General features: G+C 43.5%; 19 protein-coding genes. 9 read left to right on the forward strand and 10 right to left on the reverse strand.

Annotated features, from left to right (window positions below; all coding sequences use genetic code 11):
- Positions 1–4: 4 nt before the first annotated feature.
- Positions 5–2899 (reverse strand): valine--tRNA ligase, encoded by a 2895-nt coding sequence (locus RR876_RS03995; RefSeq protein WP_332476645.1) that lies wholly within the window; start codon positions 2897–2899, stop codon positions 5–7.
- 183 nt (positions 2900–3082) lie between these two features.
- Here RR876_RS03995 and RR876_RS04000 point away from each other — a divergent pair, with 183 nt between their 5' ends.
- Positions 3083–3757, forward strand: a complete 675-nt coding sequence (locus tag RR876_RS04000) for a hypothetical protein (protein ID WP_332476644.1) — start codon at positions 3083–3085, stop codon at positions 3755–3757.
- A 12-nt stretch (positions 3758–3769) separates the two neighbouring features.
- Entirely contained in the window at positions 3770–4576 is an 807-nt protein-coding gene (locus RR876_RS04005) for an SDR family NAD(P)-dependent oxidoreductase (RefSeq protein ID WP_087012671.1), read from the forward strand.
- A gap of 97 nt (positions 4577–4673) precedes the next feature.
- Here RR876_RS04005 and RR876_RS04010 read toward each other — a convergent pair whose 3' ends face one another.
- The 9 genes from RR876_RS04010 to sdsA form a co-directional block, all read right to left on the reverse strand.
- Entirely contained in the window at positions 4674–5708 is a 1035-nt protein-coding gene (locus RR876_RS04010; RefSeq protein ID WP_332476643.1) for an agmatine deiminase family protein, read from the reverse strand.
- 179 nt (positions 5709–5887) lie between these two features.
- The gene (locus tag RR876_RS04015) at positions 5888–6325 is read right to left on the reverse strand and encodes a heavy metal-binding domain-containing protein (RefSeq protein WP_332476642.1); all 438 of its coding nucleotides are present in this window, start codon (positions 6323–6325) and stop codon (positions 5888–5890) included.
- A 3-nt stretch (positions 6326–6328) separates the two neighbouring features.
- Complete coding sequence (locus RR876_RS04020; RefSeq protein ID WP_332476641.1) at positions 6329–6685, reverse strand: YbjQ family protein; 357 nt, start codon at positions 6683–6685, stop codon at positions 6329–6331.
- Between the two features lie 103 nt (positions 6686–6788).
- The gene (adeK, locus tag RR876_RS04025) at positions 6789–8246 is read right to left on the reverse strand and encodes a multidrug efflux RND transporter AdeIJK outer membrane channel subunit AdeK (protein ID WP_004695429.1); all 1458 of its coding nucleotides are present in this window, start codon (positions 8244–8246) and stop codon (positions 6789–6791) included.
- On the reverse strand, positions 8246–11422 hold the full coding sequence (adeJ, locus tag RR876_RS04030; protein ID WP_332476640.1) for a multidrug efflux RND transporter permease subunit AdeJ: 3177 nt from the start codon (positions 11420–11422) through the stop codon (positions 8246–8248). Before adeJ ends, adeK begins: the two co-directional genes overlap by 1 nt.
- 12 nt (positions 11423–11434) lie before the next feature.
- Positions 11435–12679, reverse strand: coding sequence for an efflux RND transporter periplasmic adaptor subunit (locus tag RR876_RS04035; RefSeq protein WP_332476639.1), 1245 nt, complete (start codon positions 12677–12679; stop codon positions 11435–11437).
- A 25-nt stretch (positions 12680–12704) separates the two neighbouring features.
- Complete coding sequence (locus RR876_RS04040) at positions 12705–13316, reverse strand: phosphatase PAP2 family protein (protein WP_332476638.1); 612 nt, start codon at positions 13314–13316, stop codon at positions 12705–12707.
- Positions 13317–13462: 146 nt separating this feature from the next.
- Positions 13463–15517: a site-specific recombinase gene (locus tag RR876_RS04045; protein WP_332476637.1), complete on the reverse strand. Its 2055-nt coding sequence runs from the start codon at positions 15515–15517 to the stop codon at positions 13463–13465.
- A gap of 33 nt (positions 15518–15550) precedes the next feature.
- Positions 15551–16528 carry an All-trans-nonaprenyl-diphosphate synthase gene (gene sdsA, locus RR876_RS04050; protein ID WP_332476636.1) on the reverse strand — a complete coding sequence of 326 codons (978 nt, stop codon included), beginning with the start codon at positions 16526–16528 and terminating at the stop codon, positions 15551–15553.
- 467 nt (positions 16529–16995) lie between these two features.
- On the opposite strand from sdsA, the gene rplU reads away from it, so the two are divergent.
- The 7 genes from rplU (at position 16996) to cysG (ending at position 23937) form a co-directional block, all read left to right on the forward strand.
- On the forward strand, positions 16996–17307 hold the full coding sequence (rplU, locus tag RR876_RS04055; RefSeq protein ID WP_004695441.1) for a 50S ribosomal protein L21: 312 nt from the start codon (positions 16996–16998) through the stop codon (positions 17305–17307).
- Positions 17308–17326: 19 nt separating this feature from the next.
- Entirely contained in the window at positions 17327–17581 is a 255-nt protein-coding gene (gene rpmA / locus RR876_RS04060; RefSeq protein ID WP_004695443.1) for a 50S ribosomal protein L27, read from the forward strand.
- 180 nt (positions 17582–17761) lie between these two features.
- Positions 17762–19249: a YadA-like family protein gene (locus RR876_RS04065; protein WP_332476635.1), complete on the forward strand. Its 1488-nt coding sequence runs from the start codon at positions 17762–17764 to the stop codon at positions 19247–19249.
- Positions 19250–19469: 220 nt separating this feature from the next.
- A complete protein-coding gene (lolA, locus tag RR876_RS04070; RefSeq protein WP_004695452.1) occupies positions 19470–20168 on the forward strand; it encodes an outer membrane lipoprotein chaperone LolA in 699 nt (232 codons plus the stop codon).
- A 131-nt stretch (positions 20169–20299) separates the two neighbouring features.
- Entirely contained in the window at positions 20300–21112 is an 813-nt protein-coding gene (locus tag RR876_RS04075; protein WP_332476634.1) for an RsiV family protein, read from the forward strand.
- A gap of 100 nt (positions 21113–21212) precedes the next feature.
- Positions 21213–22484 carry a serine--tRNA ligase gene (gene serS, locus RR876_RS04080; protein ID WP_004695457.1) on the forward strand — a complete coding sequence of 424 codons (1272 nt, stop codon included), beginning with the start codon at positions 21213–21215 and terminating at the stop codon, positions 22482–22484.
- Between the two features lie 76 nt (positions 22485–22560).
- On the forward strand, positions 22561–23937 hold the full coding sequence (cysG, locus tag RR876_RS04085) for a siroheme synthase CysG (protein WP_332476633.1): 1377 nt from the start codon (positions 22561–22563) through the stop codon (positions 23935–23937).
- Positions 23938–23959: the final 22 nt, after the last annotated feature.

Genomic DNA, 23959 nt, shown 5'->3' on the forward strand with positions numbered 1-23959 from the left:
CATATTAAAGCGCAGCAATTTGCTCCATATTCGCTTTAATCTTCACTAACTGGTCTGCAAACTCAGCCAGTTTTACTTTTTCACCTTCAACTACAGCCGCAGGTGCTTTCGCCACAAAACCTTCATTCGAAAGTTTGCCTGCAATGACGTCATGCTGCTTTTGCACTTTGTCTAAGTCTTTCTGTAAACGCCCCAATTCCGCTTTCGGGTCAATTAAACCTTTCATTGGAACAAAGACAGACGCGTGACCAACAACGCTTGATGAAGACAATGGTGGTTGCTCACCATCAGCCAAGAACGTAATGCTTTCAACTTTTGCCAATGCTTTCACCAATGGTTCAATGCGCGCAATCTGTGCTTTCTCAGCTTCTGTCGTGTTTTGAAGAAGCACCGGTAATAAACGCGCATTACCTAAGCCCATTTCGCCACGGATGTTACGTACCGCACCAATCAAACCTTGAAGCCATTGCATATCTGCTTCAGCCTGTTCGTTTACACGCTCAGGGTTAGCAATAGGGTACTGCGCCAGCATAATGGTTTCACCAGAAATACCAAGTTTCGGTGCAAGTGTTTGCCAAATTTCTTCAGTCAAATACGGCATGATTGGGTGTGCAAGACGTAAAGATGCTTCCATCACCGCAAGAAGTACACGACGAACTTCAGCTTTACGTTCAACCGATACGTTTTCATCATTCAGAACAGGTTTCGTCAGTTCGACATACCAGTCACAGTATTCATTCCAAATGAACTCATAAATCGCTTGTGCAGCCAAGTCTAAACGATAAGTCGCAAAGGCTTGTTGTACCGCAGCTTCTGCTTTTTGCAGACGGCTCACGATCCACTGTTCAGGCAATTCCCAAAGGTCTTGACGAACTTCAGTACCTATCACTTGCTCTTCACAGTTCATCATCACGAAACGGGTTGCGTTCCAGATTTTGTTGGCAAAGTTACGGTAGCCTTCAACACGTTTCATATCGAATTTGATGTCACGGCCGGTGTTGGCAAGTGCACAGAAGGTGAAACGTACTGCATCTGTACCATAGGCTTGAATGCCTTCTGGGAACTCTTTACGGGTTGATTTTTCAATCTTCGCCGCTTGTTTCGGGTTCATCAGACCTGTAGTACGTTTTTGTACCAAGGTCTCAAGGTCTACACCGTCAATCAAATCTAATGGGTCAAGCACGTTGCCCTTAGACTTCGACATTTTTTGACCTTCGCCATCACGAACTAGACCGTGAACATAGACCGTTTTAAACGGGACTTGTGGCGTACCATCTTCATTCTTCATGAAATGCATCGTAAACATAATCATACGAGCAACCCAGAAGAAGATGATGTCAAAACCAGTCACTAACACATCAGTTGGGTGGAAGGTATTGAGGAAATAGTTTTCCGCATCTTTCTTGGCATCGCCAGTCCAACCAAGAGTTGAGAAGGTCCACAGCGCAGAAGAGAACCAAGTATCCAGTACGTCTTCGTCTTGGCTAAGCGTAACATCAGCAGGGATGTTATTTTTCGCACGGACTTCAGCTTCGTCACGACCGACATAGATGTTGCCTTCAGCATCGTACCAAGCAGGGATACGGTGACCCCACCAAAGTTGGCGAGAGATACACCAGTCTTGAATGTTGTTCATCCATGCCATGTACATGTTGCTGTACTGCTCAGGAACAAACTTGATGCGACCGTCTTGAACCGCTTCAATGGCAGGTTGCGCCAATGGTGCAATTTTCACATACCATTGATCGGTCAAAAGTGGCTCAACGATTACGCCTGAACGGTCACCACGAGGTGGTTTCAAGGTATATGGTTGGATTTGATCTAACCAACCTTCAGCATCAGCTTGTTCAACCAGTTTTTTACGCGCTTCAAAACGCTCTAAACCAATATAGTCCGCAGGGGCAGGGATGGTTTTAGAAATTTGCTCGCCAGCTTTTGAAATGTATTCAAACTCTGCCAACACTTCTGCATTTTTGTTGAAGATATTGATGATTGGCAATTCGCAACGCTTACCGACTTCATAGTCGTTAAAGTCATGTGCAGGGGTGATTTTCACACAGCCTGTACCGAATTCTTTATCTACATATTCATCCTTAACGATTGGAACAGCACGACCTGTAATTGGTAGGATAATATTCTGACCAACAAGGTGCGTATAGCGTTCATCATCAAGAGCTACAGCAACAGCAGTATCACCCAGTAATGTTTCAGGACGTGTGGTTGCGACAACAATATGGTCTTTACCATCATGGGTACGGAGTTTTTTATCTTCAAAAAAATATTTGAAGTGCCACAGGGAACCTGCTTCTTCTTTATCCGATTCAACTTCGAGGTCAGAAAGCGCAGTTTGTAGCTTCGGATCCCAGTTTACCAGACGTTTGCCACGGTAGATTAAGCCGTCTTCGTGTAATTTCACGAACACTTCTTTTACGGCATTCGACAAACCTTCATCCATGGTGAAGCGTTCACGAGACCAGTCGACTGATGACCCTAAACGACGGATTTGACGGGTGATGGTGTCGCCTGATTGCTCTTTCCATTCCCAGATTTTTTCGATGAATTTTTCACGACCAAGGTCATGGCGGCTGACACCTTGAGCACCCAACTGACGCTCAACCACCATTTGCGTTGCAATACCCGCATGGTCTGTACCTGGTTGCCATAAGGTGTTTTTACCTGACATACGGTTGTAGCGGGTTAACGCATCCATAATGGCATTGTTAAAACCATGACCCATGTGCAAGCTACCGGTGACGTTTGGCGGCGGAATCATGATACAAAATGACTCACCTTTTTCAGAGGGCTTGAAATAACCACGCTCTTCCCAAGTTTGGTACCATTTTTTCTCGATCTCGGTCGGATCGTAAGTTGTAGCGATATTTTGCGCTGAATCAGTCATAGTTCAAACAGTTCAAAAGTAGATAAAAAATTGCATCTATTGTAGCAAAGAAATCGCAAATGGGGGCATGTAAAGCAAATGCGTTGATCTAGCAATTGCGACATGATGCGGAGCGCTTTATGATGTGTCTAAGCCTAGAGTGCGCTTTGTTCGCAGTAAAAATCAAAAAAAGGGGGGATCACTATGACTTATCAAATATCATTAAAATTAAAACCTGAAACTCACCAACGTTTTGCTCACATTCATCAACAGCTTAATGCTGGCGAAAGCCAAAGTCTTGCCAAACCTTTGGGGGAGGTTTTAGCGGATATTTCCTGTGAGGTGATTGATCAAGTCTTTGGCGATCTTGCGCGCTTGTCTACCTCAGGCGATGGGGAGTCAGAGAAAATTATTCAGCACATTGTAGACACTATACGTAAGTACATGCCGTGGTCCGTGTCTTTTTTTTCAAATGACCGTCTAATTCCAATGGTGAATTATCTAGAGCAAATGATGTATGACACCGAGAGCATGCATTTTTTAAGCTACCCAGTCGAAAAAACCTTAGTTTCCGAACTTTTGGGTTGTGTGGAACAGATGGAAAAGGGCAATAACAGTTATGTTGCTCCAGCTTTGAAGGTGTTTACGCAAATTGTCGATCAAGGGGTGACCAGTCTGGTTCGTGAACCTAAAAAAATGCTTAAATTTAATCTGGTGGTCGATAAAACACTAAATGGGGTGATTAACTTAACGACCCAGTTGGGCTATAAACGTTTTGATAAGTTAGGGCGTATCTATGATGCGCAGATGATGAGTCAATATTTCGATCATTTCCTGACTTTTTTAAATGATCAATCTGCAAATAAAACTTCGGTATGAGGCAATAAGGACATGGCACAGTTAAACAGTTTAGACGCTAAAGTAGTATGGATTACGGGGGCATCTTCAGGGTTAGGCGAAGCACTGGCTAAAGAATGTGCTTTACAGGGTGCTGAGGTGGTACTCACGGCAAGACGTTTTGACGAACTCGAAAAAGTTCGTGTCGGGCTGCTCAATCCAGATCAACATATTTCCATTTGTGCTGACATTACCGATGAAGCTCAAGTTCGTCATGCCTATGAGCAAGTGCTACAGAAAAAAGGTCGGATTGACTGGTTAATTAATAATGCGGGTTTAAGCCAACGTGCCTTGATTGCTGACACCAGCATGCAGACTGAACGTGCGATTATGGAAGTGGATTATTTCTCACAAGTGTTCTTAACCAAAACTGTTCTACCAACATTTTTAGCGCAAAAATCAGGTCGTATTGCCTTTGTTTCGAGTGTTGCGGGGCTATTGGGGACGCAGTACCGTGCCAGCTATTCAGCAGCTAAGGCTGCCATTCATATGTGGGCAAATAGCTTGCGTGCCGAAGTGGCCAATGAGGGCGTGGATGTATCGGTGATTTTCCCGGGCTTTGTTAAAACCAATGTCTCGTTTAATGCTTTAAATGGTGAGGGTAAACCACAGGGTCATCAAGACGAAGCGATTGAAAATGGTTTAGAACCCGATATTTTTGCGCAAACGGTGGTGAGCGCTTTGCTCAAAGGTGAAGAATACATCGTAGTCGGCGGTCGCAAAGAGAAAATGGGGGTTCTGGTGTCTCGTTTATCGCCTAGCACGTTGTATAAAATGATTCGTAAGATGAAAGTGAAGTAAATTGAAAAAGGCAGGAGGAAAGTCTCTTTCACCTGCCTTTTGGGATCAAGTTGTTCCCATACCCCCCCCCATGTTTTGATAGGGGAACAGCGCTGTACTACTTACTGATTTTATTTAAATAGTTTAAGAACAATTCCGCATTTTTCCCACGCACTTGCCAAGACATACAACGCACACCACCGCCCATATGACAGACATTAGAAGACTGTACAGGAACAACAGTACGTTTGGTTACGCTACGAATTTGCTGTAACGCGACAGCATCCTCTTTAATGCCAAACTGTGGGAAGTAAATCCGTTCAGGCGTGACTAACATGTTGGTGTATAAGCCACATGCAGAACCAAATTTTTCATCGTAAATTTCGCTGCCATCATAAGGGGTGATGATTTCACGAATTTTAACATTGGGAATGCCGCGCTTTAAATCTGCTTTGAGTTGCTTGGCATAGTCGGGATCTTCAGGGTAAGAGTTAATCACCAAGGTATTTTGGTCGACAAAGCTGACTACACCATCGGCATGTTCCAAGCCCCCTTGTTCATCGGCCTCAATGAAGGCAATCTGCTTTGCACCTGTTTGAGCCATTAATTTTTTGCGGGCTTCGCTTTCGGTGAGCTTGTTATCCGCTAGAAATTTAGTGCTGAGGACGACATTGCCATAACCATCTTCAACCCAGTTTCCGCCATCATTCAACAGTTTGCTTTGCGTAAACTGTAAGCCTGCTTTTTGGCTGTAGTATTTAAATTCGTCTTGCACTTCATCTGAAATGGCCTGACCTTTTTTAGCACCACCTTGTCCTGCGGCAGTGTAGCGGAACATCACAGGTTGAGCTGGGTTGGCACTGGTGAAGTCGCGCATCCAAATGTCATGCATCGGTGCGATTGCCACATGCTTTTTTCCCAAGGCTTTGACATAGTCGGGGTAGAGGTGTTTGTCCGTCAGTACAACGACGTTGTCTCCGTTTTTAATAATTTTTTTTGCATAATCGACGTGAAAATCGAAAATATCATCAATCATTTTTGCATAATAAGCATCATTACTTTGAGGCGATGCCAGTACAATTAATTCAGCTTTGGCTACAAGTGGAATCATGCTGAGTACAGCCATACTTATTTTCAGGGTTAAAGATTTCATTATCTGTGACCTATTTATAGTGTAGGTAATGTCCATTTTATTGTGTTCAGTGGAGAGAATTATGCTCTAGTGAGCAATCTACCATCCGAATGTCCGATAGAAGGTGAGCGAGCATGAGCTATTTTGAATGCTCATGCTGTTTGAGTTTAGTGAATGGATGATTGATCAATAGTCGCTGTTTAAGGACTTTGAATGGCGGTCCCATAAGCAAAGACTTCGACCATACCACCTTGCATGCCCATTTCTGTGGTCGCCAGTCGCATACAAGCGATATGCGTTGCACCGTGTTTTTCCGCTTCAAGTTTGAGTCGGACAATAGCTTCACGACGGGCACGATCGACGACACTTTCATAGCTGGTGAGTCTACCACCCAAAAAGTTTTGCACGGTCGCCAGTACATATTTGAAATAATCATGAGAAATCACAACATTGCTACTGATCATGTGCCCAGACTGCTCGAAGCTTACTTTGCGTAAATTATCCACAGTAATGTAAGCAAGACGCTTCTCATTCTGTTCAAGCTCCGTCAAATGTTTGCGTTCGTTATAACGACCAAAGCCAAAACCGACGCTAAACAGCACTGCAAACATCAGCAGTTGGAAAACTAAACTTTCCATCGCTTAGGCCTGTGTTGGAAATGGATCGGGGAGATGGTTGTCTAACGGTGTGACACGGACCGCAGTACCATAAACAAATAACTCAGATGCACCTTGGGCAATATTAGAAGTTGAAAAACGAATACCCACAATGGCATTGGCCCCTAAGCTTTGTGCTTTTGCAATCATACGATTCATGGCTTCTTGGCGTGATTCTTCTAAAAGCTCGGTATAGGCAGTGAGCTCACCACCGACAATATTTTTTAACCCTGCCAAAAAGTCACGCCCGACATGTTTACTTCGAACCGTACTGCCATAGACCACATCCAGTTGTTGGGAAATGCGATGTCCAGGAACAGACTCAAGGTTACTTAAAAGCATAATGTTCAATATTCAAATGATTTGATTATCTTTGAAGATAGGAAAAAGCCCAGCAAAAAGCAATAAAAAAGCCCACCGAAGTGAGCTTTTGATGTTGCAAACCTTAGTTCGCTGTTTTGTTGTATTTCACATCTGAAGAAGAAGGCTGTTTCACCACTTGATCCGTCGTGTTGGCTTTTACACCGCCACCGAGGGTTTTATACACTTCAACTTGGTTGTTTAAGTTTGCTTGTTCAAGCAATAACAACCCTTGTTCCGCTGAGTACGATGTACGCTGTGCATCAAGTACAGTCAGGTAGTTATCGATACCTGCACGGAAGCGGGCCGTTGAAAGCTTATAGGTGGTGTTGGTTGCATCTACCAGACGACGTTGCGCTGCTAGACGGTCACCAATATTTTCACGTACTGCCAAGGCATCATTCACTTCACGGAAAGCGGTTTGAATGGTTTTTTCATAATCTGACAACGCAATTTTTTGGTCAGTTTCTGAAATCTTCACATTGGCACGACGTGTACCCCAGTCAAAGATTGGAATATCCAAGCTTGGGCCAAGTGACCATACAAAGGCACCTGATTTAAACAAATCGCTTAAATCTGTCGATGCATAACCTGCCGTACCCGTTAAGCTGATAGTTGGGTACAACTGTGCTTTTGCCGCACCAATGTTGGCACCCGCAGCAGACAATTGATATTCCGCAGCACGGACATCAGGACGGTTATTTAACAAGTCACTTGGCAAGCCCGCTGTCAACGCCGTACTTTGGGTAATGCGTTTCACAGGTTGAGGAGACAATAAGTTTGCAGGAACAGGCTGCCCCACCAACAGGTTGAGTAAGTTCTGTGCTTGTGCAAGTTGAGTCTTGTAGTTCGCAACGTCATTACGTGCGGTTTCAACCGAAATTTGCGCTTGACGTACAGGGACTTCGCTGTCGATACCCACATCAAAACGTTTTTTGTTCAGATTGTACGACTCAAGCTGTGCTTTTAAGGTTTGGTCTGCCAGTTTTAAGTTGGCATTGGCAAACGAATAGCTCAGCCATGCTTGCGCAACCTGACCAATCAACGAAATTTGTGTTGCATCACGTGCACTTTGAGTTGCCAAATAGCTGTCTAAAGCATTGTCTTTTAAGCTACGAACACGTCCCCAAAAGTCTAACTCATACGCAGTTACGCCAAGGCCAACATTATATGTTGTCATGGGTTTGTTGCTGCTGAGTGTATCTTGGCGAAGCACACTACCACTTGCACCAATAGTTGGCAGTTGGTTGTTTTCGCTAATTTGATACGCTTGCTGAGCACGTTGAATATTTAAAGTCGCCGTACGGAGGTCACGGTTATTGGCTAGTGCTAACTCGATGACTTGGACTAAACGCTGATCAGCAAAAAAGTCTTTATAGCCTTGTTCTGCAACAGATGGACCTGTCGTTGAACCAATATATCCTGTTGGGATATCCGCTTGAGCGACGGGTTCTGGACCACGCATGCTTTGACATGCAGTCAAAGCAAGCGCAAGTGCAGATACCGCAATGCTACGACCTGAAATAGACCATACTTTTTGCATCACGATGTTTGCTCCTGATTATTTTGTTTCTTAGGTTTGTATTTGAAAATACTACGAATCCAAACAAAGAATACTGGAATGAAGAAAATACCCAACAGTGTAGAACTAATTACACCACCAAGGACACCAAAGCCTACCGAGTGTTGGCTACCTGCACCAGCACCTGTTGAAAGGGCGAGCGGAAGGACACCAAAACCGAATGCAAGGGTGGTCATGATAATTGGGCGTAAACGCATTTTTGCAGCATGAAGGGTTGCATCAAACAAATCTTCACCTTGTTCTTGTAACTCTTTTGCAAACTCTACGATCAAGATCGCATTTTTCGCAGAAAGACCAATCACGGCAACAATCGCAACTTGGAAGTAGATGTTAAACGATAAGTTTGGATCGCCCTTAATGATCATACCTAACCACGTTAAAGTAAATGCACCGATAATACCTAGTGGTACAACTAGCAATACTGAAACAGGGATAGACCAGCTTTCATACAATGCGGCAAGACATAAGAAGACGATGAGCATTGAAAGAACAAGTAGCGGACCTGTTTGACTGCCTGAATCACGTTCTTCTAAAGATAAACCTGTCCATTCGTAGTCAAAGCCTTGTAAGCCCATAGATGGTAACTTGGCAATGATTTCTTCCATCGCGAGCATCGCATCACCCGAACTTACGCCCGGTGCTGGAGTACCTTGGATGTTCACAGAAGATACACCGTTATAACGCTCTAGACGTGGTGAACCATAAGTCCATTCGCCTGTTGCAAATGCCGAGAACGGAACCATCGTGCCACTGCTATTGCGCACATACCACTTGTTCAAGTCTTCAGGCATCATCCGTGTATTCGCTTCACCTTGAACATACACTTTTTTCACACGACCACGGTCAACGAAGTCATTAATGTATGAACCACCCCAAGCCATGCTCATGGTTGTATTGATATCTGCAATACTCACACCCATTGCACCCGCTTGCGCTTGATCAATGTTGATTTGGTACTGAGGTGTATCTTCTTGACCATTAGGACGCACGCCTGCAAGACGTTTGTCTTGTGCAGCCATACCTAAAATGGCATTACGTGCAGCGATCAATTTCTCGTGACCTTGACCACTCGCATCTTTCAATTGGATGTCAAAACCAGCAGATACACCTAACTCAGGCATTGCAGGTAGCTGTAATGGCATGATGTAAGATGCATCTTTAATCATGTTCAATGACATGCCGCGCTGAATGATGGCACCAATTTGCGACTCAGGTGTAGTACGTTCACTCCAGTCTTTCAGTTTAATAAAGGCAAGACCTGCGTTTTGACCGACACCTGTGAATGAGAAACCAGAAACAGTAAAGATCGACTCTACATGCTCTTTTTCTTTATTCAGGAAGTAATCCGTCATACTAGACACGACTTTGTCTGTACGTTCAAGGCTTGCACTTGGTGGAAGTTGAACTAAAGTCATGACGACGCCTTGGTCTTCATCCGGTAAGAATGAGGAAGGTAAGACTTTATACAGACCGAATAAACCTGCAATCACCAATAGATAAACCACACCAGAGAATACTTTATGGTGAGTCATACGGTTGACACCACCTTGGTATTTCACGGCAACTTTTTCAAAGCTGCTGTTAAACCAACGGAAGAATCGCGCAAAAATATTATTACTTTCTGGCTTGTTTGCATCATGTTGTTTTAACAAGGTTGCACACAGGGCGGGGGTGAATGTTAATGCCACGATCAGTGACAAAATCATTGCGGTAACCAGCGTAATCGAGAACTGACGGTAAATAACGCCCGTTGTACCACCAAAGAATGCCATTGGTACGAATACTGCAGTTAACACACTGGTAATACCGACCAAGGCACCAGAAATCTGTTGCATTGACTTTTCAGTTGCAGCCACAGGGTCGAGGTGTTCTTCTTGCATTACACGTTCGACGTTTTCCACCACAACAATTGCATCATCGACCAGAAGACCAATCGCTAAGACCATCGCAAACATGGTGAGCGTGTTGATTGAGAAACCGAAAATGTTAATGACAGCAAATGTACCCAAGACAACGACTGGAACAGCCAATGTTGGGATAATCGTGGCACGCCAGTTCTGTAAGAATAAGAACATGACAATGAACACCAACACGACAGCTTCAATTAATGTGTGTACAACACTTTCAATCGATAGCTTAATAAACGGCGTGGTGTCATAAGCCAGTTGATCTTTTAAACCATCTGGATAGTTTTGACGAAGTTCACTTAAGCGTTCTTCAACTGCCGCAGCAGTATCTAGTGCGTTGGCACCTGTTGCTAGTTTAATTGCAACACCGCCAGCAGCTTTACCATTAAATTTAGAGTCAAATTGATAGTTATCTGAACCGAGTTCAACCCGCGCAACATCACCCAAGCGAACTTGAGCACCTGAAGCCGTATTTTTTAGAAAAATATTTCTAAATTGCTCTGGGGTTTGCAACATGCTTTGAGCATTCACTGTTGCGTTCAGCACTTGACCTTGCACAGATGGTGCACCGCCTAACTGACCTACTGCCACTTGCGAGTTTTGCGCATTAATCGCAGCTGCAATATCAGTGGGTGTCACTTGTAGGCTGGTCATTTTGGCAGGGTCTAGCCAAATACGCATTGCATAAGAACCACCAAAGACTTGAAGTTCACCCACACCTGCAACACGGCTAAGCGGTTCAGAGATGTTTGAGTTTACATAGTCTTTAATGTCTGATGCCGATAGGCTTCCATCTGGAGAGTAAAATGCAAGAACTTGCATAAAGCTCGCACCAGACTTGGTGACTTTTACACCTTGACGTTGTACATCTTCAGGTAAAAGCGCCGTTGCCGATTGCAGTTTGTTCTGTACTTGAACTTGAGCAATATCAGGATCGATGCCTTGTTCAAAGTTCAAGTTAATAGACGCTTGACCATTACCCGCACTGTTTGAAGAGATATAACGTAGACCATCCAGACCATTCATTTGTTGTTCAATGATCTGAGTAACCGTGTTTTCAACAGTCTGTGCAGAAGCACCCGGATAAGTTGCAGAGATTGTCACCGTGGGCGGTGCAATCGTCGGATATTGGGCAACTGGCATTTTTGTCAGCGTGAGAATACCCGCCAACATAATCACCAGTGCAATCACCCACGCAAAAATGGGGCGATGAATAAAAAATTGAGCCATTCAGTCTACCCCTTATGCGTTTGAAGTAGCTTTTTGTTCAGTTTTCGCACCAGCTTCTGTCTTTTTAGCATCCGTTGTTGGAGCTTGATGTGCTGCTGCTTGAGGTTGATACGGTTTCGCAACAACTTTCTGTTCAGCTTTAACTTTCGCTATTCCGTCAACAATAACTTTTTCACCTGTTTTAAGGCCTTCAGTCACAATCCAGTCTTGGCCTTGAATACCAACTGTGGTGATTTGACGAGGCTCTACTACGCCTTTGTCATTCACGATCATTGCCATCGCTTGACCTGTTGGTGTGCGAGTCACCGCAATTTGAGGTACTAACATCGCATTCGGGATTACACCTTGAACGATTTGTGCATTGGCAAACATACCAGGAAGCAACAGGTGATTCGGGTTCGGGAACACCGCACGAATCGTCACAGTCCCTGTATCTGGATTGACACTGGCATCAGAGAACGCTAAGCGGCCTTCGATTGGATAGTCACTGCCATCTTCAAGTTTCAGCTTCACACGGGTGTTGTTACTGCTGTCTAAGCTACCTTTACTCAATTGTTGACGTAAACGAAGAAGTTCAGAACTCGATTGGTTGATATCAACATAGATTGGGTCTAAACGTTGAATTGTCACCAATGGCTCTGTTTGGTTTGCCGTCACCAAAGCACCCGCCGTAACTGTAGAGCGGTTGGTTTGACCTGAAATTGGAGAGCGGATGGTTGAATAACCTAAGTCCACTTCAGCATTTTTAACTTGTGCACGTGCTGCTGCCACTTGTGCCTCAGCGACATTTACTTGACCCACTAAGTCGTCATAGTCTTGCTTCGCAACAGCGTTGCTTGAAACCAGTTGCTGATAACGATTCAGTTTGGTTCTGAGTGTGCTTAAATTCGCTTCTTGTTGTAATAATGCTGCTTTGGCATTATCAAATGTTGCGCGGTTGGTACGAGAATCAAGTTCATAAAGTGCCTGGCCTTCACGTACATAACTGCCTTCCGCAAACAAACGTTTTAGAATGATTCCACTCGTTTGTGGGCGAACTTCAGAGATTTCAAATGCCGTGGTTCTGCCAGATAACTCTACAGATTGTTCTACATTTTGCGGTTGTGCAACAATGACACCGACTTCAGTAGGTGGCATTTGTTGAGAAGCGCCAGCTTGCTGCGCATCCTTTGGATCTTTGCTACAACCAACAAGTGCAATACTCGTTGCTAATGCGCAAGCGGTAAGGGCTGGGGCCCAAAGCTTTGCCGACATCATTGTTCCACCTCGATTAGATTCTTATCTAAAAATAATTTGTATTTAATTGGGTATATCTGCCACACAAGATGTAAAGCAGTGAAATCCAGATAATACTAATGCTCCAACCTGCGAGAACGTCGGATGGGAAGTGTACTCCAAGATAGACTCTTGAAATTCCCATCATCAGCATCCATAAAAGAGCAATGCATACAACATAACGATGTGCAGGAAATGGTCGACTTAAGAAAATGGCAAGACACGCCAAAGTGGCAGCATACATACTGTGCGCACTCGGAAAGGAAGCACCATAGCTCGTCACTAGGTGAAACATTTCTGGTGGGCGTGGTCTTGAAATTAGAAATTTAAGTAGCCAAGCAGAAGCAATACTTCCAACAACGCCTAAACCAATAAAAACAACATCTCTATACTTTTTATACCATGCACGATGGAAACACCATAGAGTGGTTAGAAATAATACAAACGGCATGCCACCGAGTGCCGATAAAAGTATTGCAAGTTTATCTATAGGCTCAGTTCTTAATGTGCTGAAATATTCGACCATCGCCAGATCTAAAGCTGTGAATGGTTGAATGCTTAGAGCTAATGCACTGATTATAAATAAAATAATACCGATAAAAAGCAACAAGTAAGGCATGCTGGAACTCGTGTCATTTCAACTGATTTAAGCGCGGTTATTTACTGGGTTAAAGTGTACTCACCAGTACACTTTAATTCAAGTGTTGATTAATCATGTATAAAATTTTGTTCACAGTGTAACAAGAGCTCAAAATCGGTACAAAATCATTTTGTATGGTGTTTTGTATTGTTCGAACTTTCATCTACTTCAAGAGGTACTTTCGGTGGCCAAAAGAAGTCACTTGGTCGCGTTAGAAAATGGGTTAAAACCAATTTTGCTAACGGTTTCCACTGTTCAAAACGGACCCGACGTGCACGTAAAGCCACAATAATCGTGAGGGTAAAACTAACAAATAAGTTCGTCAGACCAATAGCGAGTACCCCGAGGAAAGATACAATAATCAAGCCAATCTCAGGGCTACCATTAATATTCATCAGGCCTTGAATGAAGTTTGCTGAAGCAAAGGCAATATGGCGAATATCTAGTGGTAAACCCAAAATATAACCAATGGTTCCCATACTTCCTAACATAATCCCGAACAGAAAATTACCCGCCAACGCACCTAAGTTGCGTTCTATATAGCCTGCAAATTTATCGAGTCGTTCTTGCCCCATAATTGTTTTGAGACGAGGGTGTGCTTTTAAACGAGGGCCAACTTTGCGATAAACCGCCATATTGTCAAAATAACCCGCCAAAAGTCCCGATAAAAACAAACAGACACCCGCAATCGCAGCGTGCGGAATGGCCAAAGAGGTAAAAGGGTTTAAGTCATGTAAGACTTTCGCCGCTTTTGCATGGTTGAGTAGCGGTTCGTGCATACCAGTTGCCCATGCCCATGTAATAAAGGCGGCAACAGGGATGGCAATTGAGATATTGCCCAAAATAGCAATAAATTGCGTACGAATAATATTAATAATCAGCGCTGCTAATTCAGCAATTTGTGCTGTTTTTGAACCTTTGCGCTGTTGTACAGTTGCCGCGAGTGCTGCCGCTGTCATCGCTGGTTGTTTGGTTGCCACGGTAAAGTGCAACACATGAATCAGCATAAACCCCAATGAGTAATTCATGCTGTAAACAAAGGCTTGCATGAGCGGCGCCATGATCATCCGTGCCGACAAGATTTTCAGGGTGGCCATGGTTGCAATAATGACACCCGCACCTGCTGCCGACTTATACATGGCTAAAAAGCCTTGTTTGTCTGTACTTACATAGTGTTCGCCCGTTTTACTGGCATTTTCAGTCACCTGTAAAGCAATCAGTTCACTATTGGTCGTCAGTAAAGAGCGCACACTCCGTTCACTATAAATCGCAGCGGTAATGTCGACTAAGAGCAGGCTCACCGCTTCATAGTGTGCTTCGCCTTCTTCTACAATTAAATTGAGTAACAGTTCGACACGGTCTAAGCATTGCTCAAGTAATGAAATCAGATAGGTTAAACTGACACTAACCCCAATGCGTTTGGTCGCACGACGAATTTTCAATACCACATCACGACACTGCTCAATCATGACCAGTGCTTGAGAGGCGTCGGGTGGGGCAACCACACTAGAGGTTTCTGCGTCTTGATGTGCCTTTTTATACTGTTGAATGAACTCAACAATTTCGCGGTTCTGCACTAAAAAAGGCGATTCATATTCGGTCAGTTCAGGATGCGCATTAATAAACTCTGGATATAAACCAATACCACTAATCCGATAAGACAGCACCGTAATGGCCTTAATCACTTCACTGCGAATTTTGACTTTTTCTTTTTGATTGGCATGCCCGTGATTGAGCAGGTTCAGCAGTTGTAGCCAGTCACTGTCTTTAATGTTATCGAGCCAATATTTGTCACTTCGGTTGGGAAAAACGCGACGGACTAAATCTTGCAATTGAGTTTCGTCATTAATCAGCGGGAGAAAATGTGCCCCTAAACGCTGCGACAATTGGTTCCAGAACCCATCTAAAGACAAGATGCCTGTGTCGGCATAAAGACTGGTTTGTTTATATTGGGAAATAAGCCGCAGCACAAAGCTTTGTAAGGTCGATGCGGCATCGGGAGTGATGAGTAATGCTTGAATGAGCGCTTGAAATTTTTGATGGATTTCATCGGTTTGATACGCATCCGTTGGACGAATACGCTCCACCAACTCAATTAAAAGTTGATCATTTAAAACAGCTTGAGGTTGCTCAAGCTGTTGCTGCATTTGAGAAAAAAGATCATTAAATTTTATATGCATAGGCAAGTTAAAAACATTTTAAAGCAACATTTGTTATTGAATTCGATGTAAAGCCAGTTGGGTTAAATTGACCAGTGCTTGACGATATTGGCTGTCAGGTAAAGCCTGTAAAGCTTGAAGTGCGGCTTCGGTTTCTTCATGCGCCCGTTGTCGACAGTAATCCAGTGCGCCAGAATTGTTTACGATAGCAATGACTTGATCAAGATCTGTTGTTCCACCTGTCGCAATACTTCGACGAACAATGTCATGTTCTTCACCTGTTGTATTTTTCAATGCTGAGATTAACGGTAAAGTCGGTTTACCTTCCATTAAATCATCGCCAATATTTTTACCTAATGTTTCAGCATCTGAGGTGTAATCTAAAATATCATCAATGATTTGAAAGGCATTGCCAAAGTGGCCTGCAAATAAACGCAGCGGTTCACGGTACTGCGGTGTACCTGAAAGAATGGCTGCACCTTCAGTTGCTAGTTCAAATAAACGTGACGTTTTACCGTGAATAATATCTAAATAAGTTTGTTCTGTGGTTTCAGGCTGGTGCTGTGCTTGAAGTTGTAGCACTTCACCTTCGGCAATTTCACAAGTCCCTGTAGAAAAATCTTTGAGTAAGGTCATATCACCGAGATCGACCAACAGATCAAAAGCACGTGAAATCAGAAAGTCACCCACCAGTACCGCGGTCTGATTATTCCAAGTCGCGTTAGCCGTTGGGCGACCACGACGTAAGCCTGATTCATCGACCACATCATCATGGACTAAGGTTGCGGTATGCAGCATTTCAATGATTGCAGCAAGTTTGCGCTGGCGTTCCAGGTCTTCTGCACCACAGGCTTTGGCAGCCAATAAACACATAATGGGACGCATGCGTTTGCCACCTGCTTCAACCACATGTTTACTCACCGCCATGACCAATGCCACTTTAGAGGTAATGCCTTCATTAATAAATGTGTCCATCGTGGCAAAGTCTTGAGCTACAGGGGCGAGAATATCTTGCTTAAAGTCGATGGTCATTTGAAGAGCGGCCTCATCTATATAAAGTGATAAAAATCAGCATTACCAGTATTGTGTAAATAGGAGTACATGTCTAAATGATTCATTTCAATCATAAATAAGACTCGCTAGAGTGCGAGGCTATATTTTACTAAAGACAGTTCCTTATTTCCCCAATGTATAAGCGTACTGCATTTGTAGGCTTATTTACATTTTAAAAATCAATTCATCCATACTATAGCGGATTGATTTTAAAAATCTATTTCATTGTAAGCAAAGTCAAGCCAGAGTTGAACTGTAATTTGTTGATTAAGTTTTTCTCGATTATTAAATAATCGTTAATTTAGTCTAATAAGTTCGGCAAATCTCTTGTTGTTTGAGTCAATATCACTTAAAATCCTTGCCCTTGATTAACCCCAGTGGCGTTCGTATTAAGATCGATATCTTCCTTTATCGGCACGACGACACGGGCATGTTTGGAGTACATTATGTACGCAGTAATCCAAAGCGGTGGTAAACAGCACCGTGTTGTAGAGGGTGAAACCCTTAAAGTTGAATTGTTGAAAGCTGAAACTGGCGCAACTATTACGTTTGATGACGTATTAATGCTAGTAAATGGCGACAGCATTCAAATCGGTGCTCCAGTTGTTGCTGGTGCTACTGTAACTGCTGAAGTAGTTAGCCATGGTCGTCACGACAAAATCCGTATTGTAAAAATGCGTCGTCGTAAACACTACCGTAAACAACAAGGTCACCGTCAATGGTTCACTGAGTTGAAAATTACAGCTATTTCAGGCTAATCACGAGGAGTAATGAGACATGGCAACTAAAAAAGCCGGTGGTTCGACTAAGAACGGTCGTGATTCGAACCCTAAAATGCTTGGTGTTAAAATTTACGGTGGTCAATCTGTGACTGCTGGTAACATCATCGTTCGTCAACGTGGTACAGAATTCCACGCAGGTCAAAACGTTGGTATGGGCCGTGACCATACTTTGTTTGCAACCGCTGACGGCGTAGTAAAATTCGAAGTGAAAGGTCAGTTTGGCCGTCGCTACGTAACTGTTGAAGCGTAAGTTTTAATAGTAAGAAAAACCCACATTTTGTGGGTTTTTTTTCGTCTATTCATATGGTTAGCTTATTTTTCTTGTATTTTTAATTTTGAAATGAAACACCAAATACCAATAAATGGTGATGTATGTCACAAAAAATAAGAGTGTAATAGAAAAACAAAACTAAAAGAAAGGCAGACAGATATGAACAAAATATTCACAAAAGTCTTGGGAAAATCCTGCTGCCATATGGTTTCTGTTGCAAAACAAGACAGTCAAATTGAACAAAACCATATGATGAAAGAGACAGTGCTGCGCATTTCTCATAGATCAAACATTGAGAGCGAGAGCGTTGTTGCTAATCTGAGACTTACTCCGAAATTATTGTTGTTGAGTATTTTATTGGCCATGGGGAATGCAGCATGGGCAACTCAGGGGGATAATCATCAATGGCAAGGACAAGGGCACGAGTCACATGGTAACGGAAATGGGTATGGTCATGGGTCACATGGTAATGGCAACGGGCATGGAAATGGCAATGGTAACGGACATGGCCATGGTTCTGGAACTCCAGGTCCTATGGGTCCACAAGGACCAATAGGTCCAGAGGGGCCGCAAGGTATCCCAGGTGAAAAGGGTGATACTGGAGCAACGGGTGCTACAGGCGCACAAGGTGATAAAGGCGACAAAGGCGATAAGGGTGACAGAGGTTATACCGGAGCAACAGGTGCTACTGGAGCAACGGGTGCTACAGGTGCACAAGGTGATAAAGGCGACAAAGGTGATAAGGGTGACAGAGGTTATACCGGAGCAACAGGTGCTACTGGAGCAACGGGTGCCACAGGAGCCAAAGGCGATAAAGGCGACAAAGGTGATACTGGAGCAATGGGTGCCACAGGAGCCAAAGGTGATAAAGGAGACAGGGGTTATACCGGAGCAACAGGTGCTACTGGAGCAACGGGTGCCACAGGAGCCAAAGGCGATAAAGGTGATACTGGAGCAACGGGTGCACAAGGTATCCAGGGTGCCACAGGTGAGACAGGGTCAACTGGAGCACAAGGCGAACAAGGTATCCAAGGTGAAACGGGAGCGACAGGATATAATGCTTATCAAGTTGCGCAAGTTAATGGTTTTGACGGTAGCATCACTGAATGGCTCGCGAGCTTAAAAGGCGATATGGGTAATACAGGGATGACAGGTGCAACAGGTTTTAGTGCTTATGATGTTGCAGTTGGTAATGGTTTTGAGGGTAGCATTACTCAATGGTTAGCCAGTCTTAAAGGTGCAAATGGCACCAATGGGATCTCTAAAGAAGTGATGGATGCTGCTGATACCTACATCTTGAATGAAGCAAAAACCTATGTGAACCAAGTTGGGCAACAAACTCTCAACCAAGCAAATGCTTATACCGATAGCCGTGTAAATGCCTTGAACAGAGACATGCGAAAACTCGAAGATCGAACCTATGCAGCAGTTGCATCAAGTATTGCGATAGCATCTTTACCGCAACCGACAGATGCTGGCTACAATATGTTTAGTGCTGGTGTGGGTACATGGGAAGGTGAGCAAGGTTATGCTTTTGGTCTCAGTGGTGTGACTGATAGTAATAAATATGTGTATAAAATCGCAGTGACAACCAATAGTGAAGGTGATTTCGGTGCAGGTGCAGCAATTGGTTGGCAATGGAAATGACAGTGATAACTCTTAACCTCAGTTAGAAAAGCCTCTGCACATTCAGAGGCTTTTCTATATGTAAAGAGCACATCTTATCTTCATCATGATGGATATTTCACAACATTAAGCACCAATAAATATACAAATCTTCTTATATTCTCAATTATTAGCCATAAAATTTGATTTAAGATAGCTCATCTAACAAATTGCGACTGCGCAAATTATAAAAGGTGAGATTATGAAAATGCTTCGTAAGACTTTATATGCAATGACAGTGGGTGTAGTAACACTTGGCCCTGTTATGAGCAGTACAGTATTTGCAGCTCCGGTTGCAGCATCGGAGCAACAAGCCACGACGAGTTTAGTGAAACAGTTGAGTGGTATCCAAAGTATCAGTTCTAACTTTGAACAAACCACCAAAGTCACAAATTCATCTAAAGCGCCGAAGAAACAAGGTTTATCTGCCCAGCACATGAATCAGACCTTTAAAGGGGTGATGAAAGTTGAGCGTCCAGGGAAATTCTATTGGGAAACCACAAGCCCTGCGAAACAAACCATTGTAACTTCGGGTAAAACGGTATGGATTTATGATCCAGACTTACAGCAAGCGGTTCGTCAAACTTTAGATGAACAGGTGGCGAATACACCTGCACTATTATTGTCAGGGAATACGGAACAGATTCGTAAGTCATATCGTATTACGCAACCAAATCAGAGCAAAACCTACTATACCTTGTACCCAAAAAGCGATGATGGTGCATTTCAAAGCTTAACGATTAGTTTTGGTGCGAAAAATGCGCCGACGCTAATGATCTTAGAAGATTCTTTGGGACAAACCACCTATGTGCGTTTTAATAACACCAAGGTAAATACCAATATTCCAGCTTCAACCTTTAACTTTACTCCGCCTAAAGGCACAGACATTATTGACCAATAATATGAGTCTGTTGTTCAAAACCACCTTCGGGTGGTTTTTTATTGGATCAAGTTCAGTTACATAACGTGGTGGGAAGTTATGGCTGTGCTTTGTATAGTCTGTGCTATTGAATACTTAACTGCGGGTAAATCATGATATTACTTCATAACAATAAAATTGGATCTGTCTTCGCAATGATGTTGTGCGCGGGATTGCTCAGCGCATGCCAGCCACAAAATGACAGTAACGCTGCAAAAAGTGAAGAGACAACTAAACCAGCTCAAGTCACACAGACTTTGCCACTGATTGAGGCAAAAGTTCGACCATTACAATTGGCGCGTTCTATTGCTTGTGATGAAGAAGGATGTACGAAATACCAGCTGTACAGCTTGGAAACTAATGTTCCATGGATCAATCAATATTTTGATGAGCGGATGAAAAAAGCCAATCCTGTGGCGTTTGAAAGCTCGAAGCAAGCAAAGCAACAAATCGAAGAAAACATGCTCAGTGAAACTTTATCTGATGTCCGTTATGTGGCGCAGCGTGGCAAATATGCTGATTTTGTCTTGATGTATTATCACTATCCAGCGCGTGCCGCGCATGGCATGTATCACAATGAATACATCACCTTAGATTTGGCAACAAAAAAGCGGGTTGCGCTGAGTGACATTGTGGTGGATAAGACGGAGTCTCAATTATTAGATGCATTATATAGTGCCAATAGCATGTGGCTGTCCGATCATAATATTTCACGTGAGCAATTGAAGCTGACTGACAATTATTATATGAGTGCTAAAGGTGTGGTGTTCGTCTATCCATTATATGAATTAGCCTCTTATGCAGAAGGGATGTCTGAATTGGTTTTACCGTATCAACAAGCCAGCGGCTTAATTAAGGCGGAATATTTGCCAAGTTTTGTCGATTATGCAGCTGAACGAGAAAAAGCGAACAAAGAAAAGCCATGAAAATTGCTGTAATAAGCCACAGCTAGTGATAGCGTGACTGTATTTTTCGGCCTGAAGCGCTTACACTATAGCCAGTTTTTTTCTTTGCAAAAGATTGGCTATGATCGACCCGAAATTACTCAGAAATAATATTGAGGCTGTAAATTTAGCCTTAGCAAAACGTGGTGTACAACTGAATGTTGAAGAATGGGCATCACTAGAAGCTCGCCGTAAAGAGATTCAATCCAAAACTGAATCTCTTCAGGCTGAACGTAATTCGGGTGCAAAACAAGTTGGCCAAATTAAAAAAGCTGGTGGTGATGCATCTGAAATTATGACGCGCATGTCAGCGATTGGTGATGAAATCAAAGCGGCAGAAGTCGCTTTGTCTGAATTACAAGCTGAACTTGAAGCGAAATCACTCAGTATTCCAAACTTGCCAGATGAGTCTGTTCCTGAAGGAAAAGACGAAAGCGATAACGTGGAAATCCTCACATGGGGTACGCCGCGTACGTTTGACTTCGAAATTAAAGATCACACTGACTTAGGTGAGTGGATGGGCGGTCTTGAGTTTGAAACTGCGACCAAATTGACAGGTTCTCGTTTCAGTGTGCTTAAAGGGCCACTTGCTCGTCTACAACGTGCGATTACCCAGTTCATGTTGAATACGCATACTTTGGAAAATGGTTATACCGAAGCTTATGTACCGTATTTAGTCAATGCTGACTCACTCCGTGGTACAGGCCAATTGCCTAAATTTGAAGAAGATTTATTCAAATTACAAGGTGAAAAAGAGTATTACCTCATTCCAACTGCGGAAGTGCCTGTAACCAACTTCGTGCGTGATGAAATCATTGATGCAGACCGTTTACCACTGAAATATGCAGCACATACCCCATGTTTCCGTAGTGAAGCGGGTTCGTATGGTCGTGATACACGTGGTTTGATTCGTCAGCACCAATTCGACAAAGTTGAAATGGTACAAATTGTTAAACCTGAAGACTCAATGCAAGCGCTTGAAGAGCTTACAGGTCATGCTGAAGGGATCTTGAAAGCACTTGGTTTGCCGTACCGTAAGATCATTCTTTGTGGTGGTGATATGGGCTTTGGTGCAACTAAAACTTACGATCTTGAAGTTTGGGTACCAAGTCAAAATACTTACCGCGAAATTTCTTCATGTTCAAACATGGGGGACTTCCAAGCGCGTCGTATGAAAGCACGCTACCGTGCAGACCAAAAGAAAACTGAATTTGTACATACGCTGAATGGTTCAGGTTTGGCTGTGGGCCGTACTTTACTTGCGGTCATGGAAAACTACCAACGTGCTGATGGTTCGATTGAAATTCCGACCGTGCTTCGTCCATATATGGGCGGTGCTGAGTACATCGACTAATAAAGTCGATGTACTGCACAATTTTGTGCACAATAATTGCTTTAAGACAGTCAGATAAAACTCATTGAGGTCGTGTGTGGATATTTTTCCAATCTCTTTAAAGTTGCAACAGCAACCTTGTCTGATTGTCGGTGGTGGGCATATTGCTTACCGTAAGGCAGTGTTGTTACATAAAGCAGGGGCAGTGATTCATATCATTGCTCCTGATATTGATGCAAATTTATTGCAACTGGTTGAAGAAAGCCAAGGGCAATATATCCAAGCGCTATATCCTGCGCAGACTCAACTCAATGACTATCGTTTAGTGATTGCTGCAACAGATGATTATGCAGTGAATACTCAAGTCTTTGAGGACTGTGAAGCGCTGAAAATACTGGTCAACAGTGTTGATGATCCACCACATTGCCGTTTTATGGTTCCTGCCATTGTCGATCGTTCACCTTTGGTGATTTCAGTGGCCAGCAATGGCACATCCCCCGTTTTATCTCGCCAAATTAGAACCCAGCTTGAAACCAGTATTCCACATGGGATGGGTAAGCTGGCTGAGTTTTCAGGAAAATGGCGTGCAGCGGTGAAAGCGAAGATTTCCAATCCTGACGAGCGCCGTGTTTTTTGGGAAGACTTATATGCAAGTCCCCTGAAAGAACAGGTTTTTCATGACAATCTTGCAGAAGCAGATCGTTTAATCGAACAAGCACTGTTGGAGTGGAAAACCCCGAAAGGCGAAGTGTATTTGGTTGGTGCAGGTCCAGGTGATCCTGAGTTGTTGACCCTTAAAGCATTGCGTTTGATGCAACAAGCCGATGTGGTGATTTATGATCGTTTGGTTTCTCCTGCGATTATGGAACTCTGCCGTCGCGATGCAACAAAAATTTATGTGGGTAAAGCCCGTTCTAACCATGCTGTACCGCAAGAAGGCATCAATGCCTTACTAGTGGAATATGCCTCAAAAGGTCAACGTGTTTGCCGTTTAAAAGGCGGCGATCCTTTCATCTTTGGTCGTGGTGGTGAAGAAATTCAAGAACTTTTTGCCGCGGGTGTACCATTTCAAGTGGTGCCAGGGATTACTGCCGCTTCGGGGTGTTCGGCTTATGCAGGCATTCCGTTGACACATCGCGATTATGCACAAAGCGTGCGTTTCCTTACGGGGCATTTAAAAGAAGGTTCGCCTGAGTTACCGTGGGATGAGTTGGTTTATCAAAATCAAACACTTGTGCTGTACATGGGCTTGGTTGGTTTAGAAAAAATTTGTGAAAAGTTAATTGAGCATGGCCAGCGCCCAGACATGCCAGTTGCTTTGATTTCGAAAGGTACCACGCCAGAACAAAAAGTGCTGGTCGGAACCTTAGCGGATATTGCATCAAAAGTTGAAGAAAATCATATTCAAGCGCCTACATTGACCATCATTGGTGATGTAGTGAGTTTGCGTGAACAATTACAGTGGCAAGATTAATTATTGCCATATTGAAAGAGTA

Origin of the sequence: Acinetobacter sp. (assembly GCF_036666595.1) — a bacterium.
GTDB lineage: Bacteria > Pseudomonadota > Gammaproteobacteria > Pseudomonadales > Moraxellaceae > Acinetobacter.